At 75.0% G+C, this 18,022-nt stretch carries 15 protein-coding genes; 5 read left to right on the top strand and 10 right to left on the bottom strand.

What is annotated here, in order from left to right; genetic code table 11:
* Positions 1-182: 182 nt before the first annotated feature.
* The 5 genes from POF43_RS10420 to ectA all read right to left on the bottom strand — a co-directional run bounded on the left by POF43_RS10420 (position 183) and on the right by ectA (position 4,384).
* Entirely contained in the window at positions 183-965 is a 783-nt protein-coding gene (locus POF43_RS10420) for a class I SAM-dependent methyltransferase (RefSeq protein WP_271324311.1), read from the bottom strand.
* 119 nt (positions 966-1,084) lie between these two features.
* Positions 1,085-1,981 carry an ectoine hydroxylase gene (gene thpD, locus POF43_RS10415; RefSeq protein ID WP_271315581.1) on the bottom strand — a complete coding sequence of 299 codons (897 nt, stop codon included), beginning with the start codon at positions 1,979-1,981 and terminating at the stop codon, positions 1,085-1,087.
* Positions 1,982-1,984: 3 nt separating this feature from the next.
* Entirely contained in the window at positions 1,985-2,383 is a 399-nt protein-coding gene (locus POF43_RS10410; protein WP_271315580.1) for an ectoine synthase, read from the bottom strand.
* A 161-nt stretch (positions 2,384-2,544) separates the two neighbouring features.
* The gene (gene ectB, locus POF43_RS10405) at positions 2,545-3,813 is read right to left on the bottom strand and encodes a diaminobutyrate--2-oxoglutarate transaminase (RefSeq protein WP_271315579.1); all 1,269 of its coding nucleotides are present in this window, start codon (positions 3,811-3,813) and stop codon (positions 2,545-2,547) included.
* 61 nt (positions 3,814-3,874) lie between these two features.
* Positions 3,875-4,384 (bottom strand): diaminobutyrate acetyltransferase, encoded by a 510-nt coding sequence (gene ectA, locus POF43_RS10400; protein WP_271315578.1) that lies wholly within the window; start codon positions 4,382-4,384, stop codon positions 3,875-3,877.
* A 518-nt stretch (positions 4,385-4,902) separates the two neighbouring features.
* Here ectA and POF43_RS10395 point away from each other — a divergent pair.
* Complete coding sequence (locus POF43_RS10395; RefSeq protein WP_271324310.1) at positions 4,903-5,997, top strand: amidohydrolase family protein; 1,095 nt, start codon at positions 4,903-4,905, stop codon at positions 5,995-5,997.
* Positions 5,998-6,554: 557 nt separating this feature from the next.
* Here POF43_RS10395 and POF43_RS10390 read toward each other — a convergent pair.
* Positions 6,555-7,304: a Clp protease N-terminal domain-containing protein gene (locus POF43_RS10390; protein ID WP_271324309.1), complete on the bottom strand. Its 750-nt coding sequence runs from the start codon at positions 7,302-7,304 to the stop codon at positions 6,555-6,557.
* A 317-nt stretch (positions 7,305-7,621) separates the two neighbouring features.
* On the opposite strand from POF43_RS10390, the gene POF43_RS10385 reads away from it, so the two are divergent.
* On the top strand, positions 7,622-8,770 hold the full coding sequence (locus tag POF43_RS10385; RefSeq protein ID WP_282704521.1) for an SCO1860 family LAETG-anchored protein: 1,149 nt from the start codon (positions 7,622-7,624) through the stop codon (positions 8,768-8,770).
* Between the two features lie 52 nt (positions 8,771-8,822).
* Here POF43_RS10385 and POF43_RS10380 read toward each other — a convergent pair whose 3' ends face one another.
* From POF43_RS10380 to POF43_RS10365, 4 genes are all read right to left on the bottom strand, one after another.
* Positions 8,823-9,773, bottom strand: coding sequence for a sirohydrochlorin chelatase (locus tag POF43_RS10380; RefSeq protein WP_282704520.1), 951 nt, complete (start codon positions 9,771-9,773; stop codon positions 8,823-8,825).
* Positions 9,774-10,676: 903 nt separating this feature from the next.
* Positions 10,677-10,898, bottom strand: coding sequence for a hypothetical protein (locus tag POF43_RS10375; RefSeq protein ID WP_271324493.1), 222 nt, complete (start codon positions 10,896-10,898; stop codon positions 10,677-10,679).
* Entirely contained in the window at positions 10,895-12,157 is a 1,263-nt protein-coding gene (locus POF43_RS10370; protein ID WP_271317085.1) for an inorganic phosphate transporter, read from the bottom strand. Before POF43_RS10370 ends, POF43_RS10375 begins: the two co-directional genes overlap by 4 nt.
* A gap of 408 nt (positions 12,158-12,565) precedes the next feature.
* A complete protein-coding gene (locus POF43_RS10365; RefSeq protein WP_271317086.1) occupies positions 12,566-13,954 on the bottom strand; it encodes an NAD(P)/FAD-dependent oxidoreductase in 1,389 nt (462 codons plus the stop codon).
* 100 nt (positions 13,955-14,054) lie between these two features.
* Between POF43_RS10365 and POF43_RS10360 the strand changes: the two genes are divergently transcribed.
* From POF43_RS10360 to POF43_RS10350, 3 genes are all read left to right on the top strand, one after another.
* On the top strand, positions 14,055-14,717 hold the full coding sequence (locus POF43_RS10360; protein WP_372515945.1) for a class II aldolase/adducin family protein: 663 nt from the start codon (positions 14,055-14,057) through the stop codon (positions 14,715-14,717).
* Between the two features lie 188 nt (positions 14,718-14,905).
* A complete protein-coding gene (locus POF43_RS10355; RefSeq protein ID WP_271317088.1) occupies positions 14,906-16,042 on the top strand; it encodes an alpha/beta hydrolase in 1,137 nt (378 codons plus the stop codon).
* 290 nt (positions 16,043-16,332) lie between these two features.
* Complete coding sequence (locus POF43_RS10350; RefSeq protein WP_282699056.1) at positions 16,333-17,730, top strand: amino acid adenylation domain-containing protein; 1,398 nt, start codon at positions 16,333-16,335, stop codon at positions 17,728-17,730.
* Positions 17,731-18,022: the final 292 nt, after the last annotated feature.

Here is an 18,022-nt window from a genome sequence, read left to right as displayed (position 1 = left end):
GTCGACCCGCTGTCGGCGACGCCCCCGTCCCCCCGTCACCGGTGGCGTCCCCCTTCCCCGTTCCCCCGTCACCGGCCAGCGCCCCCGTTCACCGCGACCGGCGGCGCCCCCGTCCCCGCCAGCACCCGCGGCACCCCGTCACCGGCCGGCGCCCCCATCCCCGGTAACCGGCGGAGCCCCCCTCACTCCCGCCACCACCGGTGCACCATCGTCACCAGCGGCATGTCGAACTCGCCCCGCGCGGTCTGCGGCACCGAGACCAGGTAGGCGCGGATCTCGGCCAGCCGGGCCGCCCGTTCCGCGTCGGGCAGTACGGCCACCGCGGACCGGGTGGCCATGGTCGAGGTCAGCGACTCGGCGGTGCGCCGGTGCGCGTTGTCGAACAACCTGCCGTCGCTGTGCGGGAATCCGGGCAGTTCCACCGCGTCGTCGCCGGCGAAGGTCTCGCGCAGCCGCTGCACCGCGCGTCCCTCGATCCGGGCCAGGCCCGCCACCCAGTCCACCGTGTGGTCGTCGGCGTTCCACAGCCCGGTCAGCACGCCGCCCGGCCGCAGTACGCGGGCGATCTGCGGCATCGCGCGGTCCGTGTCGAACCACTGCAACGCCTGTCCGACGGCCACCGCGTCCACCGACGCGTCCGGCAGCGGGATCGCCTCCGCGCGGCCGGCGTGCGACTCCACGCCGGGCAGGCCGCGCCGCAGCTCCGCCAGCATCTGCGGATCGGGTTCGACCGCGACCACGTCCGCCCCCAGCGCCACCAGTGCCCGGGTCAGCTTCCCGGTGCCCGCGCCGAGGTCGAGCACCCGCATGCCGGCCGCGTCCGCTCCCGGTGCGACCCGCAGGCCCCACCGCACCGCGGCCGGCGGGTAGGGCGGCCGGTTGATCTCGTACGAGGCCGCCTGCGTGCCGAACGACAACGCCCGCTGTGCCCGGTGGTCCCGGTGCTCCTGCTCACTGTCCGTCATGAGGGAGACCCTAGAAGGAGTGCGGGGCCGGCGCCGACGGGTTTTCCGGCGTGCCGCGGCCCCGGAAGCACGGGGGGCTTCCGGGGCCGGGATGTCACGCCGTGACGCGGCGGCAGCGGCTACGCGCTGGTCAGGGCCGTGAACGGGCCGCGCGCTCCGATGAAGTCGGGGCGGGCGATCGGGGCCGCGAACGGGTCGACGGCCTGGTTGTCCATGCTGTTGAAGACGATGAAGACGTTGCTGCGCGGGTAGGGCGTGATGTTGTCGCCCGAGCCGTGCATGCAGTTGCAGTCGAACCAGGTCGCGGAGCCGGCCGGGCCGGTGAACAGCTTGATGCCGTGTTCTTCGGCCAGTTCGGTCAGCGCCAGGTGGGACGGGGTACCCGCGTCCTGCATCTGGAGCGACCGCTTGTAGTTGTCCTTCGGCGTCTCGCCCGCGCAGCCGACGAACGTCCGGTGCGAGCCCGGCATGATCATCAGCCCGCCGTTGGTGTCGTGGTTCTCGGTGAGGGCGATGGACACCGAGACGGTCCGCATGCGCGGCAGGCCGTCCTCGGCGTGCCAGGTCTCGAAGTCGGAGTGCCAGTAGAAGCCGCTGGCCCCGAAACCGGGCTTGACGTTGACCCGGCTCTGGTGGACGTACACGTCGGAGCCGAGGATCTGCCGGGCGCGGTCGAGCAGCCGCGGGTCGCGCGCCAGCGAGGCGAAGACCTCACTGATCTTGTGCACCTCGAAGATCGACCGGACGTCCTGCGTCCCCGGTTCGATGATCGAGCGTTCGTCGGCCCGCACGGCCGGGTCGGAGATCATCCGGTCCAGCTCGGCACGGTACTGGTCGACCTCCTGCGGACCGACGATCTGCTCCACGGTCAGGAAACCGTCGCGGTCGAGCCCGCGCAGGTCCCCCGGCCGGATCGGTCCGGCCGCACCTGGTTGCGACCACACCACCGGGTCCTGGCGCGGGGTGGACACCTCGGCGGCGCCCCGGGTCGGGTACAGGTCGGTGATCGTGGTCATGGCTCAGGCCTCCTCGGTGAGCAGCGGGTACACCCCGTGCTCGTCGTGGTCCTCCCGCCCGGTGACCGGCGGGTTGAAGACGCACACGCAACGGAAGTCGGTCTTCGGGCGCAGGGTGTGCCGCTCGTGGCCGTTGAGGAGGTACATGGTGCCCGGCGAGATCCAGTACTTCTCGCCGGTCTCCTCGTCGGTGAGCTCCGCCTCGCCCTCCAGGCACCAGACGGCCTCGATGTGGTTGGCGTACCACATCGCCGTCTCGGTCCCGGCGTACAGGATCGTCTCGTGCAGGGAGAAGCCGACGCCCTCCTTGGCCAGCACGATGCGCTTGCTCTCCCAGGTACCGGACTCCGACTTGATGTGCCGGTCGGTTCCCTCGAGTTCCTTGAACGATCGAACGATCACGGGCATACCTTTCTGGTCGGGGGTTCTACGGTTGTCCGGTCGGGGGTTCCACGGTTCCGGCCGGGGGCGCGCGGTCGGACGGTGTCACCGGCGCCCCGTGCCGCGCTCCCGCGCCGGGGCGCTCGCGCGGCGGCGCCGGCGCCGGTCCGGCGCCGGTGGTCTCAGGCCGTCTCGCGGACGGCGCGGGCGGTGATGCGCAGGCCCTCGTCGAGCTCGTCGGGGCCGATGGTCAGCGCGGGCAGCAGCTTGACGACCTCGCTCTGCGGGCCGGAGGTCTCCAGCAGCAGGCCGAGTTCGAAGGCGCGGGCGCAGACCTTGGCGGCCCGGGACTTGTCGGCGAACTCCAGGCCCCACACCAGGCCGCGGCCGCGGAAGTCGGCCTTGGTGTCGCGGTGCTCGCGCAGGATGTCGCGCATCGCGGACTCGACCTGGTCGCCGCGGGCGAGGGTCTGCTTCTCCATCTGCCCGTCGGCCCAGTACGTGTCGAGCGCCGCGGTGGCGGTGACGAACGCCGGGTTGTTGCCGCGGAAGGTGCCGTTGTGCTCGCCCGGCTCCCAGATGTCCAGCTCCGGCTTGAACAGCGTGAGCGACATCGGCATGCCGTAGCCGCCGATGGACTTCGACAGCGTGACGATGTCGGGCGTGATGCCGGCCTCCTCGAACGAGAAGAACGGTCCGGTGCGCCCGCAGCCCATCTGGATGTCGTCGACGATGAGCAGCATGTCGCGCCGCTCGCACAGCTCGGCCAGCTGCCGCAGCCACTGCGGGCGGGCCACGTTGATGCCGCCCTCGCCCTGGATGGTCTCGACGATGACCGCGGCCGGCCGGTTCAGGCCGGAGCCCTGGTCCTCCAGCAGCCGTTCGAACCACAGGAAGTCCGGGGTCTGGTCGTCGAGGTAGTGGTCGAACGGCATCGGGGTGCCGTGCACCAGCGGTATGCCGGCGCCGGCCCGCTTGAAGGCGTTGCCGGTGACGGCCAGCGCGCCCAGCGACATGCCGTGGAAGGCGTTGGTGAACGACACGATGGCCTCGCGGCCCTTGACCTTGCGGGCCAGCTTCAGCGCCGCCTCGACGGCGTTGGTGCCGGTGGGGCCGGGGAACATGACCTTGTAGTCCAGCTCGCGCGGCCGCAGCACGACGTCCTGGAAGCTGGTCAGGAACCGCCGCTTGGCGGTGGTGGACATGTCCAGTCCATGGGTGATGCCGTCGCGCTCCAGGTAGTCCAGCAGCGCGCGTTTGAGCACCGGGTTGTTGTGGCCGTAGTTGAGGGCGCCGGCCCCGGAGAAGAAGTCCAGGTACGCGTGACCGTCCTCGTCGTGCAGCCAGCTGCCCTGGGCGCGGTCGAAGACGGCCGGCCAGCCGCGGCAGTAGCTTCGGACCTCGGACTCCAGCGACTCGAAGACACTGAGTTCGGGCGGGGTGATGGTCACCGTGGGGCTCCTTCGGGGGTGGGGGCGAGCGGGTTCGCGCGGGAGGTGCGGTGGACCGGGCTCAGGCGAGCGGGCCGATCCGGTGCAGCACCTCCGGGTCGTGTCCGTCGGGGAAATGCACCCCTTCGAAGAGCACCTCGCGTTCCACCGTGGCGCCGTGCCGCTCACCGAACGAGGTGAACAGCCGGCTCGACGCCTCGTTGTCCGGGGCGATGGTGGTCTCCATGCGGTCGATCCCGAGGGCGGCGACCGTCCGGGCGGTCAGCCCGTCGAGCATCGTCGCCGCCAGCCCGCGCCCGCGGTACGCCTCGTCCACCGCGACCTGCCAGACCACCAGCGTCCGGCGCCGCTCGGGGCGCACGTACCCGGTCACGAACCCGACCGTTCTGCCGTTCTCCCGGGCCACCACCGAGGTACGGGAGAAGTCCCGGCACCACAGCAGGTAGCTGTAGGAGGAGTTCAGATCGAGGACCTTGGAGTCGCGGGCGATGCGCCACATCTCGGCGCCGTCGTCCACGGTGGGATGGTCGAGAAGGTGATCGGAATTCTTCGTCGCTTGTACGGCGGTCATGGAATATGAATTTACCCAGCCTCTGGGAGAAATGCATGAGGGGGCGGGGTTACCCGGCTTCGCGAGATGTGTTATCGCGCGCGTACGGCATGATCGTCCGCCGCGCATCATGGTCCGCTACGCCCGTATATATACGGGTGAACCGGACTTCTTGTGGGGTCGATCACACCCGCGTAACTTCACCGAGATCTGCTGGATTTCCGTCCGGAACGCGCTCGGAAAAGGGGCGTTTAGCGACTGCGAGCCTGGGCAGGAGCTGATGGGGATGTAAGCGCGCTGAATTCCGCCGCTGCATTATGGCGGTGACCGCGCAATTGCGCATCCGGAATGCGGGCCACGCGTCCGTACGGGCCGTGGGAATGCGGAATGCCGACCGCCCGTCGCGGGTCGCGCCGCGGGGCCGGGCGGTCCGCCGGCCGGGTGGCCGGGCGCCGGAGGGCGGCGGTTCCGCAGGCGATGTCCGAGGCGGTCCCGGAGGCGGTTTCGGCCCCGGGGGGAGCGCTCGTAGAGTCAACGGCATGACGACGGATGCCCCGGTGCTGCATATCAAGGGACGGGTTCTGACCGGTCCGGAGGACCTGACCGACGAGCTGTGGGTGGTCGGCGGGCGGATCAGCCACGAGCGGCCCGCCACCGCCCGGGACGTGCGCACGCTGTCGGGCTGGGCGCTGCCCGGCCTGGTGGACGCGCACTGCCACGTGGGCCTGGGGCCGCACGGCGCGGTGGACGAGGCCACCAGCGAGAAGCAGGCGGTGGGCGACCGCGAGCACGGCACCCTGCTGATCCGCGACGCCGGCTCCCCGGCCGACACCCGCTGGATCGACGACCGCGAGGACCTGCCGCGGATCATCCGGGCCGGCCGGCACATCGCCCGCACCCGCCGCTACATCCGCGGCTTCGCGCACGAGATCGAACCGGGCGACCTCGCCGCCTACGTCACCCGCGAGGCGCGGCGCGGCGACGGCTGGGTCAAGCTGGTCGGCGACTGGATCGACCGCGCCGAGGGCGACCTCGCCCCCTGCTGGCCGCGCTGGGCGATCGAGGAGGGCATCGCCGCCGCGCACCGAGAGGGTGCCCGGGTCACCGCGCACTGCTTCGCCGAGAACTCGCTCGCCGACCTCGTCGAGGCCGGCATCGACTGCGTGGAACACGCCACCGGGCTCACCGAGGACACCATCCCGCTGTTCGCGGAACGCGGCGTGGCGATCGTGCCGACCCTGGTCAACATCGCCACCTTCCCGGCCCTCGCGGCGGGCGGCGACGAGCGCTACCCGGTCTGGTCGGCGCACATGCGGCGGCTGCACGAACGCCGCTACGACACCGTGCGCGCCGCCCACGACGCCGGCGTGCGGATCTTCGCCGGCACCGACGCGGGCGGCTCGCTCCCGCACGGGCTGATCGCCGACGAGGTCGCCGAACTGGTCCGGGCCGGCCTGCCGCCGGTGACCGCGCTGTCGGCGGCCTGCTGGGACGCCCGCCGCTGGCTGGGCCGCCCGCTGCTGGCCGAGGGCGACCCGGCCGACCTGGTCCTCTACGACGCCGACCCGCGCGCCGACGTCCGCGTCCTGGCCGCCCCCCGGCACGTGGTGCTCCGCGGGAACGTGACGGGCTGACGCGGGGGCGCTCCGCGGCGAGGGGTGCTCCGCGGCGGAACCCTGCGTGGGCGGGCGCTGTTCTGCGGCGCGGCGGGGGAGTTCCGCGGTGGCGCGGGGTGCGGCGAGGCCACCGGTGCCGCATGCGCGCCGCGCCGGTGCCACCTCCGCGCCGGTGCCGCATGCGCCTTCGCGCCGGTGCCGCCTCCACGCCGCCTCCGTGCCGGCGCCCCCGGTGCCGCTGCCGCTGCCGCGCCGGGTGCACCCCGCCGCCGGTGCGGTTGTAGGAACCCCATGAGCGGGGACCACCCCCGCGGGTGCGGGGACCACAGCTCGCGGCCGATCGCGGCGGAGGTGTAGCCGGGACCACCCGCGCGGGCGCGGGGACCACTAGTGCACGGCCCGGTGGGTGAGCTGCACGTGCCGCCCCCGGTGCTGTCTCCGCCCCCGGTGCCGCCTCCGCGCCGGGTGCACCCCGCCCCCGGTGCCGCCTCCTCGCGCGTCGGGTGTCGCGGCGTCCGGCGTCAGGAGCCGCGACCCGCGTCGCAGGCGGCGGCGCCCGGCGCGCGCTTCCCGCGTCAGTCCTTGCTGCCGCCGCCGTTGCGGAGCTTGTAGCCGGCGAGGGCGGCCTTGGTCCAGGTCTCGGTGGCCTCGTGGCCGATGCCGAGGCCGGTGAGGAGTTCGGCGGCGGGGTCCTGCTCGTCGCGCAGCAGGCCGAGCAGGATGTGTTCGGTGCCGATGTAGTTGTGGCCCAGGTGCAGCGCCTCGCGCAGGGCCAGTTGCAGCGTCTTCTTCGAGCCGCGGCTGAACCGGATGCGGCGCGGGGCCTTGTCCGCCGGCGGATCGAGGGCGGCCGTTACGGTCATCCCGATGGTGGCCGCGTCCGGGCCGAGGGCCACCATGGCCTGCGCCGCGATGCCCTCCGGCACGGCGAGCAGGCCGAGGACCAGGTGGGCGGTCTCCACGTGGCCGCTGCCGTGCCGCTCGGCCGCGGCGCGGGCGTGTTCGACCACGTCGCGCGCCCGCTGGGTGAAGCGGGTGAACAGCCCCGACTGCGGGGAGTCCAGCTCGTCCGCCTCGCTCTCCTTGGGGACGAACCGCTTCTGCACGGCCTGCTTGGTCACCCCCATGTACTGGCCGATCTCGGTCCACGACGCGCCCGCCCGGCGCGCCTGGTCCACGAAGTGGCCGATCAGGTGGTCGGAGACCTCGCCGAGGTGGCTGGAGGTCGTGACCGCGTCGGACAGGTGCTGGAGCGCGTCACCGTCCGGGTGCTGGTTGAGAACGTGCTCGATCAGGTCGTCGAGCCGCACGGGCTGCTTCGTCATGCGTCAACCTTAGGTTGTCGATTGACTCGGGTCAACCCTTGGTTGACGCATGACGGAATGCGTCGCCCGACGTCGAGGGGGCGTGCGGATCGCCGGGGGGAGCGGGTCGCGGTGCGGGTGGTATCAGGTGATGCGGTGGAGTCGTTATGGCGCGAGAGTCGAACGTTCACCCGGAAACCACCCATTCGGGTGGAGTGGCTCACTGTCGCTGACCGTTGACGCACGGTGCGTAAATATGGCCGGGTCCAGGTCACCGGCGGCCGGGCTGTCCCTTGCGGCGACGCCGGTGGCGCATGCCTTTCGTGGGGGTTCCACCCGTGCACAGACCTGTCCTCAGTAAGCCCGCACGCCGTTCCGCGGCCGTCGCGGCGGCCGCCGCCCTCGCCGCCGTGGCCCTCGCTCCGGCGCCGAACGCGCTGGCCGCCACCGCCGGTCCCGGCGCGACGCACCCCGGCACGGCCGGCGCCGCCGTGCTGCGCGCCGGACTCGACGTGACGCTGCTGCGGCGGACGGTCGGCGTCCCGCTCGACGTGACGCTCGACGACATCCACGCGCCCGGTGACGCCCGCGGGACCGCGCTGTCCGCCCGGCTGGACGGAATCGACGGCGGTCACCCGTTCGGCGTATTGAGCGCCGACGTGGCCACCGCCCGAGCCACCGCCGACGGCCACCGGGCGCAGGGCTACGCCGACCTGGTCGACGCCCGGGTCACGCTGCCCGGCCTGCCCGGCCCGCTGCTGACGGTGCGGACGGCCACCTCACGGGCGACCTGCGACGCCGGCCGGCGCCCGACCGCGACGTCCGAGGTCCTCGGCACCGTCGGCGTGCTGGGCCGCCCGGTCACCCTGACCGCCGGCGGCACCGACGTGCGGGTGCCCGGCGCCGGCGAGGTGCGCCTGACGCTGTCGCGGACCGCGACCACCTCGACGACCGCGGCCGCCACCGCGCTCCACCTCACCGTGGCGGTCGACCCGCTCGGCCTCGGCGTCGCCACCGTCAAGGGCGACATCTCGCTGGCCGCGGCCTCCTGCACGACGCCCGGCGGTCACGGCGGGGGTTCCTCCGGAGGTTCCGGCAGCGGGGGTGCCTCCGGGGGTTCCGGCAGCGGGGGCACCGGGAGTGGCGGCTCCGGCGGTGGTGGTGGGGCCGGCGGCGGCTCCGGCGGCGGTGGTTCGGGCTCCGGCGGAGCGTCGGGCGGTGCGGGTGCCTCCGGCGGGGACGGTTCCTCCGGCGCGGGCGCTTCCGGCGGTTCGGGCCGTACGGGGGCGGCGTCCGGTGCCGGTTCCGCCGGCTCGTCCGGTTCCTCGGTGCGGCCGGTCTCGGCCACCACGACCGGGCGGGACCTGGCGGAGACCGGCGCGGGTCCGGCGACGCCGCTGCTGGTCGCCGGTGCGGTGGCCCTGCTGATCGCGGGCGGCACCGTCCTCCTCGTCGCCCGGCGCCGCCGCGCCGGCCCGCGGGACTGACACCGGCCGGGGCGGGGCGCACAGGTCACCGTCCCCGCCCGGCCGGTACCGGTCAGGCGTGGGCCGGTGCGTCCTGCCGGGCGCCGGGCAGCGCGCCGTAGCGTTCCAGCACCAGGTCGGCCAGTTCCTCGGCGGCCCCGATGACGCCGGCGAACCGCACGTCGACGGTGGAGTTGGCCTCCGCCCAGCCCTCCGCCTGCTGGCGGGCCCGATCCGGCAGGTGACCGTCGAACAGGAAGTACGGCAGCACGACCACCCGGGTGATCCGCCCCGGCACCCCGGACGTGAGCCGGGCGCAGCGGTCGAGGCCGGACGGCACGTCGGGCGCCGCCTGCGAGACGAAGGCGACCTCCACGCTGGCGTAGCCGCGGCCCTCCCACAGCAGCCGGGCGGTGCGGTACAGCTCCGCGTTGGCCTCCGGGTCGATGGAACCGCGGCCGACCAGCAGCACGGTGGTGGCCGCCCGGTCCGACGGGGTGCGGTGCGCGTTGCCCAGCGCCTCGTCCAGCCGCCGTTCCAGCGCGCTCAGCAGCGCCGGGTGCGGTCCGAGCGGCCCGCGCCAGTAGGCGTACCCGATGCCGTCGTACCGCTGCTCCTCGCGTTCCAGCGCCCGCTGGATCTCGGCGTCGGCCTGGTCGGCCCGGCCGAGGGTCAGCGGTATGACCGCGAACTCCCGCGCCGCGCGCCGCACCACCAGCTCCGCCACGGCGCCCGAGAGGGAGCCGGGGAGGTGGCCGGCGAGGTGGTCGGGCTGCTGACCGGGCAGGGCGCCGGGCAACCGGGCGGGGATGTCATGGCCGGGAAAACGGCCGGGCCCGGCACCGGAGAGACCGCCGGGGGCGGAACCGGCGGCGGAAGACGAGTTCTCTTCGGTGAAGCCACCGCCCACCGGCAGCCCCGGATTGCGTTCACCGAGCATCTGGACGAAGGACCGCAGAGTCGCGGCTCCGGCCTCGTCGCACGTGCCGTGGCCGACGACGAGAAGGGCTGGCGGCGGGGTCACTTGGGGGATCTCCTCGGTGCGGGTGGTGCTTGCGGGGCGGGCGGCTCGGCGGGGCGGTGGGGGCGGTACGCCTGACGGTACTGAGCCCGGCCCCCGAGCCGACAGGCAGGGTGCGCGCGCCTGGTCATGCCTGTCGCTGACCTGTGCGCCGGGGGAACGGTACTCGCCCATGGCAACCCAACGGGCTTGCTTTCAGGGCGTGTTCGTGACGACTTCCGGCCGCGCGCGACCGGTTCAGATCCGGCCGGACCGCCGCCCGCCGGACCACCGCGCAAGGCCGCGGACCGTTCGGATCACGGTGTCGCGGGCGGGCTCCGCGGCGGTGCCCGGGGGTCCGGCGGCGGCCCGCGAGGACGGCGGCGCGGCGCATGCGGGATCCACGGCGCCCGAGCGCCCCCCGGCGGTGCGAGAGCCTGCCGGGGCGGTGCGCGAGGGGTCGCCCGGTGCGGTGCGCGAGTGTCCCGGGGCGGTGCGCCGGCCGGCTGCGGCGGTAGGCGGCCGGCCCTGCGCGGTGGGCCGTCGGTGCGCGGCGGTACGCGGCCGGTTCCCGGCGGTGCGTGGGCCGGCCGCGGGCGGCTCGCCGCGGGCGCGCGTCGGCGTCATGATTCCCCCGTACGGTTCAACTGCGGCCCGTCCTGTCGCTGTTCGGGCCGGTCAAGGGTCTCATCCGCTGCTCGCGCCGTCGTCGCGCGGGGTCCCCGGCCCCGTCGCCGCCCCCGCGCGGGCCCCCGTACCGGCCTCGCGGAACGCCGTCGACCGCCGTCCCCGGGCGGAGGCGGGACGGCGGTCGTGAGGGCGAACGGTGGACGCGCACGGAGGCGGCCGGCGGGTACGGGTGCGGGCGGGGTGAACGCCTGCGGAGCGACGCGGCCGTCACCGGTGCGGACGGTGGACGCGGGCGGGTCAGCCGGCGATCAGGCTGATCCCGTAGCCGACCGCCGCGGCGGCCAGCGCGAAGCAGGCCCAGCCGCCGACCCGGGCGGCCGGGGCGCTCGTGCCGCGGGCGACCGCGGCCTCCTGCCGGGACAGCCCGGCGATGCCGAGGGTGAACAGGCCCACCAGCCCCAGCGTGACGACCACGCCGACCACCAGCACGGTGGCCAGGGAACCCCAGTCGACGCTCACAGCGCCGCCTCCTTCTCAGCCTGCTTCGGCGCGGCGGTCGCCGGCGCCGCGATGGTCGCCGCCAGCGTCCCGGTCCGGACCGCGCCCGCGGTGACCGGCACGGTGAGCGGGACGGCGACGGGGAGGGCGACCGGGGCGACCCTGACGCCGGCCGGCTCGTCGGCGTTGACGTTGCGGTGGTCCACCCGGCGGCGGCGGGCCAGCGCCCAGGCGCCGGCGCACACGACGAGGCCCACCAGGCCGTCGGCCACGACGCCCCAGGGGCCGCGGTCGGCCAGCAGGGCGGCGCCGGCCGCCACCAGCGCGGCGGCCGGCAGCGTCACCAGCCACGACAGCGCGATCCGCCCGGCCAGCCCCCAGCGCACGACCGCGCCCTTGCGGCCCAGGCCGGAGCCGACCACCGCGCCGGAGCACACGTGGGTGGTGGACAGCGCGAAGCCCAGGTGCGACGAGGCCAGGATCACGGTGGCCGCGGCGGTCTGGGCGGCGAACCCCTGCTGCGGCGTCACGTCGGTCAGCCCGCGGCCCAGCGTGCGGATGATCCGCCAGCCGCCGAGGTACGTGCCGAGCGCCATCGCGGTGCCGGCGGACAGGATCACCCACACCGGCGGGGTCGAACCCGGCGCCAGCACGCCGCCGGTGACCAGCGTCAAGGTGATGACGCCCATGGTCTTCTGCGCGTCGTTGGTGCCGTGCGCCAGCGACACCAGCGCGGCGGAGGCGATCTGGCCGGCGCGGTAGCCGCGCCGGGCGGTGTGCTCGCCGGCGTTGCGCCCGACCCGGTACGTCAGCCGGGTCGCGGCGGCCGCGGCGAGCCCGGCGACCAGCGGGGAGGCCACCGCGGGGATCAGGACCTTCATGACCACGGCGTCGCCGTGCACCCCGTGCGTGCCGACGGCGGCCAGCGTGGCGCCGATCAGCCCGCCGAACAGGGCGTGCGACGAACTGGACGGCAGCCCGGCCAGCCAGGTCACCAGGTTCCACACGATGGCGCCGATCAGCCCGGCGAAGATCACCTGGGGACGGATACCGGAACCCTCGTCGATGATCCCGCCGGAGATCGTCTTGGCGACCTCGATGGACAGGAAGGCGCCGGCGAGGTTGAGGACCGCGGACATCGCCACGGCCACTCTGGGCGCCATCGCCTTGGTGGCGATGGTGGTCGCCATGGCGTTGGCGGTGTCGTGGAAGCCGTTGGTGAAGTCGAATACGAGCGCGGTGGCGATCACGACTCCGATGAGCAGCGTGATGTGTTCCATTCACCCGACAATCGTTAAGTATTCGGTCGCAGACGCGGGTGACCGTACGGACCGCGGGTGAACGCGAGGTGAACTGGGCACGACCTTGCGGTGTTGTCCCCGGCGCGGTGTCCGACGTCCCGTCAACGCCACGGAAAACCCCAGGTGAACGCGGTCCGCCCCGGTCGTGCGGATACCCGCCGCCCACATGATTCTCCGGCTCGGGACCGGGGAAGCCGGGACGAATCGCCCCGCGCGGGGGACCGCTCCGCGGGGGGACCGGTCGGGAGGCCCACGCCTCCGGAGCCCCTCCTCTCCGGGGGAGCCCACGCCCCCGGAGCACCGCCTCTCCGGAGCACCGCCTCTCCGGAGCCCCCGCACCCGAAGCCCCGGCCCTTGCTCTCCGCGGGAGCCCCCGCGGGAGCCCCCTCAGCGGCCGGCGATCCGGTCCGCCGCGCGGGCCACCGCGCTCGTCCCGGCCAGGTGTGCCTCCGCCTCCCGGCGGTCCGCGTACCGGTAGGCCGCGTAGAGCCCGTGCACGCCCAGCCAGCGCAGCGGCTCCGGCTCCCAGCGGCGTACCCGGTGACCGACCCACGGCTGCGCCGTCAGCTCGGTCGGGCCGCTCTGGCCGGAGTCCTGCTGGACGAGGTCGCGCAGGGTGCGGGCGGCCAGATTCGCCGTCGTCACGCCGCTGCCGACGTAGCCGCCGGCCCAGCCCAGGCCGGTGGCCCGGTCCAGTTCCACCGACGCGCACCAGTCGCGCGGCACGCCGAGCACCCCGGACCAGGCGTGGTCGATCGCCACGCCGGCCGTCGCCGGGAAGAACCGCACGAGGACGTCGCGCAGCGCGGCGATCGTCGCGTCCTGGGTCCGCCCGTCGCTGTCGGTGCGCGACCCGAACCGGTACGGCACACCGCGGCCGCCGAGCGCGATCCGGTCGTCGGCGGTGCGCTGCGCGTACACGTAGGCGTGCGCCATGTCGCCCAGCGCCTCGCGGCCGTCCCAGCCGATGGTCCGCCACACCTCGGCCGGCAACGGCTCGGTGGCGATCATGGAGGAGTTCATCGGCAGCCAGGCGCGCCGCTGCCCCTTCAGGTCGGCCGTGAAGCCCTCGGTGCAGCGCAGCACGTAGGGCGCCCGGACCGTGCCGTAGGGGGTCACCGCGTGCTTGGGGCGGATCTCGGTCACCGGGGTGGACTCGTGGATGACGACGCCGAGCGCCTCCACCGCCTTCGCCAGCCCCTGCACCAGCTTCGCCGGGTGGATGCGGGCGCCGTGCGGGGTCCAGCTGCCGCCGACCGTGCCGGCCACCCGGACGCGTTCCGCGGTCTCGACGGCGCCCAGCAGCAGCCGGTCGGTCTCGCCGAAGGCCACCTCCGCCGCGTGGTACGCCTTCAGGCGGGCCAGCTGCGCCGGGGTGCGGGCGACCTCCAGCACACCGCCCCGGTGGACGTCGGCGTCGATCCCCTCCTCCTGCGCCACCCGGACGACCTCGTCCACGCTGTCGTTCATCGCGCGCTGGAGTCCGGCCGCCGCGTCGTGCCCGTGCAGCGCGGCGTACCGGTCCCGGCCGGCGATGCCGTTGTACAGCCAGCCGCCGTTGCGTCCGGAGGCGCCGTAGCCGCAGAACTTCCGCTCCAGGACGACGATGCGCAGGAACGGCACCGCCTTCTTCAGGTAGTACGCGGTCCACAGGCCGGTGTAGCCGCCGCCCACCACGCACACGTCGGCCGCGGTGTCGCCCGGCAGCGGTTCGCGGGGGGCGGGCAGGCCGGTGGAGGAGTACCAGAACGAGATGCCGCCGTTGACGGTCGTCATGAGGGTCCCCGCATCGTGTGGTCACCGCCTGTGAGGCCCGCCGCAGGAGCGGGGGCGCAGCGGGACGTTACTGCCCGCCCGGTCGGCCGGGCAACGTAGGGTGCCGCGAGTGACGGAACATGACAACGAACTGCGCGCCGCCTGGGCCGAGGTAGTGGCCACCGCCCGGCGCACCGCCGCCGAGGGCCTGGTGGTCGGCACCTCCGGCAACGTCTCCGCCCGGGTCGGCGACCTGGTGGTGATCACCCCCTCCTCGGTCCGCTACGAGGACCTGGGCCCGGACGACCTGCTCGCCGTGGACCTGGACGGCGTCACCCGGGCCGGCCGGCTGCGCCCGTCCAGCGAACTGCCGCTGCACCTGGCCGTCTACCGCGCCACCGACGCCCGCGCGATCGTGCACACCCACGCCCCGCACGCCACCGCCGTCTCCACCCTGGTGGAGGAGCTCCCGCCGGTGCACTACATCTGCGGGGCGCTCGGCGGCATCATCCGGGTGGCCTCCTACGCCACCTACGGCAGCCCCGAACTCGCCGAGGCCGCCCTGACCGCCCTGCGCGACCGCACCGGCTGCCTGCTGCGCAACCACGGCACGGTGGTGTACGCCGACACGCTGGCCACCGCCTACGACAACTCCGCGCAGCTGGAGTGGATGTGCCGCGTCTGGCTCGCCGCCGCAGCCGTCGGCACCCCCAGCCTGCTGCCGCCGGAGGAGATCGCCCTGGCCGGGGAGATGCTCCGCGCCGGAGGCCAGCCGAAGACCTGACCGGCGCCGGAGCGCAGCGGGACACGGCGCCGCCGACCGGCCGCACCGCTCGCGCCGACCGGCCGCACCGTCTCCGCCAGCCGGCCGCGCCGAAACCGGGTCGACCGGCCCGCGCCGCTACCCCCGACCGGCCGCACCGGTGCCGGGCGGGGTGGCCGGAATCCGTCCGTTCACCGACACTGGGGAAGATGCGCCTCCGTACCGCGGCGAGTGTGGCCGCCGTCTCCTGTGTGGGTGCCGGTGCGGCCGCGGTGGCGGCCGGCCGGTTCGCGTCCCGTTACGCACTGCGCCCCCGGCCGGATCCCACCCCGGACGGCGGCGCCCTCACCGTGCACGACGTGCGGCCCGACCGCGTCACCCTCACGCGGTCGCTGGCCACCGTGCGGCGCGGCGTCTACGGGCTCCAGGGCACGTCGAACGGCGCGTCGGGGGAGCCGGCGCACGCCGCCGTCGGCGCGGTGCTGGACACCACCCCGACCACCGTCACCCGTGAACTGCTGCTGCCGCAGCGCGGATGGCTCAAGCCCGGCAGCCGGGTCCGCATCACCCCGCAGGTCCACGCCGGCAACCCCCACGAGACGCACGGCCTGCGGTACGCCGAGGACCCCGTCGAGAGCGAACTCGGCCATCTGCCCGCCTGGTTCGTCCCCGGCGACCGGGCCACCTGGGTCATCGCCGTGCACGGCCTCGGCGCCACGCGTGAACAGCCGCTCGCCGTCCTGCCGTTGCTGCACCGGCTCGGCTTCCCGGTGCTGTCGGTCAGCTACCGCAACGACCCCGGCGCGCCGAAGTCCCCGGACCGGGTCTCGCACCTGGGCGACACCGAATGGCGCGACGTGGACGCCGCGCTGCGGCACGCGGTCCACTACGGCGCCCGGCGGGTGGTGATCCACGGCTGGTCGACCGGCGCGGCGATGGCGCTGCGCACCGCCGACCTGTCCCCGTTGCGCGACCGCATCGCCGGTCTGGTGCTGGACTCGCCGGTGCTCGAATGGCAGGCGGTGGTGCGTTCGCTGGCCCGTGAGCACGGGGTGCCGGGCGTGTTCCTGCCGCTGGCCACCCGCGCGGTGGCCGGCCGCACCGGGCTGTACGGCGGCCCGCTCACCGGCTCGGCCGACCCCGACCGGCTGACCGTGCCGACCTTCGTCGCGCACGGCCCCGGCGACTCGGTCGCCCCCTGGCGCACCAGCCGCGCGTTCGCCGCCCGCCGCCCCGACCTCGTCACCCTCTTCCGGGTCGACGGCGCCGAGCACCAGGGCATGTGGAACGTCGACCCCGACGCGTACGAGGAGTCGCTGCGCCGCTTCCTCACCCCGCTGATGTGACGTACGCCGGTCGGCCGCTGATCCGACGTACGGCGGTGCCGCTGATATGACCGACCGGGACCGGGACCGGGACCGGCGCAGACGCACCGCGAACCTCCGCCGGACGCGTACCGCGTCCGGCTCCCGCGCCGCGGCGTGCCGTGCGGGAGTCCGCCCGTCCGGGGCGCCGGGAGAGCGTTCGGCGGCGTCCCGGGCCCGATGACCGGGGCGAACGGTGCGAAAGGGACCGTCCGCCGGGTCCGCGGACCGCTCGTTTGGGATTCCGGTCGGTCACCCGTAAGACTTCTCCCGTGACGTCCCGTTCCCAGCGCGACACCAAGCTCCGGCTCGTGAACCAGCAGCCGATCGCGGCTGTGCGGAGGGCCGCCCAGGCCCGCCGCACCGGGCCGCCCCGCCCGCCCGACGGAACCCCCGCCAACGCCGAACTCGCGGCCCTGGCGAGGGCCGTACTGGCCGACGCGGCCCGGCTCGCGTACTGGGCCGACCCGGCGGACACCCGCACCGGCCGCGCCGCCCGCAGCGGCCCGCTGCACCCGGAGCCCAGCGGCACGCTGCCGCTGGCCGAACTCCAACTCGCGGCAGCGGCACTGAAGCTGACGCACGATCAGGTGGCGGCCGCCTGGGACCAGGCGAGACTCGCCGGCCTGATCGAGATCCGGGACGGCACCGCACGGCCGGGATGGCGGCTACGCGCGTGGACCGGGGACGACACCGCGATCCTGCGCGGCTGGGTCGCCCTGTTCGACGCCTGGTCGCTCTACCACCCCGCGCCCGCCCTCGGCGACCTGTCGCTGATCGCCGAGGTCGTCGAGGCCGCCCCGCAACTGCTGTCGCTGCTGCACCTGTCCTCCGGCCCGGTCGCCGTCGAGGCCCTGCTCGACCTGCTCACCGCCCGAGTCGCCGAGCTGCGCACCGAACGCCACGAACCGCCCACCGAGCAGCCCGACGGTGCCGCCGCGCCGCTGGCCGCGCTGCTGGAGTGGACGCTCGACGCGCTGGTCGGCGTCGGCGCGCTGCGCACCCGCGCGGGGGCCACCGAGGACGTCGTGCTGACCGAGCTGGGCAGCTGGGCGGTCTGGGTGAAGCTGGAACAGATCTGCGTCGCCGCGCAGGGCCCGGCCGGCCACATCGAGCAGTCCGCCGAGGACCTGCTGCGCGCCTGCGCCCAGTACTCGCCCGGCCCGGCCCGTACCGAGTACAAGGCGTGGCTGGCCGCCCGCCCGGTCCGGCAGGCCGTCGGGGAGCTGCTCGACGTGGCCCGCGGCGACGACGCGCTGCTGCGCGGGCTGGCCTTCGAGGCGCTGCGCACCGTCGGCGCGCCCGCCGAACCCGCCGTGCGCGCCGTCGTCGACGAACCGATGCTGCGCCCGTACGCGGTGCTGTGGCTGGCGGAGGAGCAGGGGCTGGAGCCGGAGGAGCAGGCCGCGCTGCTCACCCGCGAGGAGGCCACCTGGCTGTGGGTCGACACCGCCGCCGCGGTCGCCGAACACGGCGAGAGCCAGCTGCTCGTCGGCCACCTGGAGACGGCGCTTCAGGGACCGGTCCCGCGCCTGCTGGAGGAGATCCGCGCCACCGGCCACCCGCGCACCGTCCAGGTCCTGGTCGCCCTCGCCTCCGCCCACCCCGACCCCGCGCTCGCCAAGGCCGTCCGCCGCGCCGCGTTCGAGGTCCACACCGGAGGCGAATGACCCCGGGGGCCGGGCCGCCGGCCCGGCCCCCGCAGGGACGCGCGCCGGCACCGCGGGGACGCGTCGGCCCCGCGCGCCGCCCCCGGAACATGCCGGCCCCGCGCGCCGGCACCGCAGGGACGCCCCGGCCCCGCCCGCCGGCACCCCGGAGACATCCCGGCCCCGCCCGCCGGCACCCCGGGGACATCCCGGCCCCGCGCACCGGCATCCCGCACCGGCATCCCGCACCGGCACCCCGCGGCGGGCCGCCGCCGCGGCGCCGGCCGGGCGGCCCCGCTCCCGGGCCCACCGG

Source organism: Streptantibioticus silvisoli, from assembly GCF_027947535.2.
GTDB lineage: Bacteria > Actinomycetota > Actinomycetes > Streptomycetales > Streptomycetaceae > Streptantibioticus_C > Streptantibioticus_C silvisoli.
The sequence above is the reverse complement of the archived record's forward strand: the minus strand, read 5'-3'. Positions and strand labels throughout refer to the sequence as shown.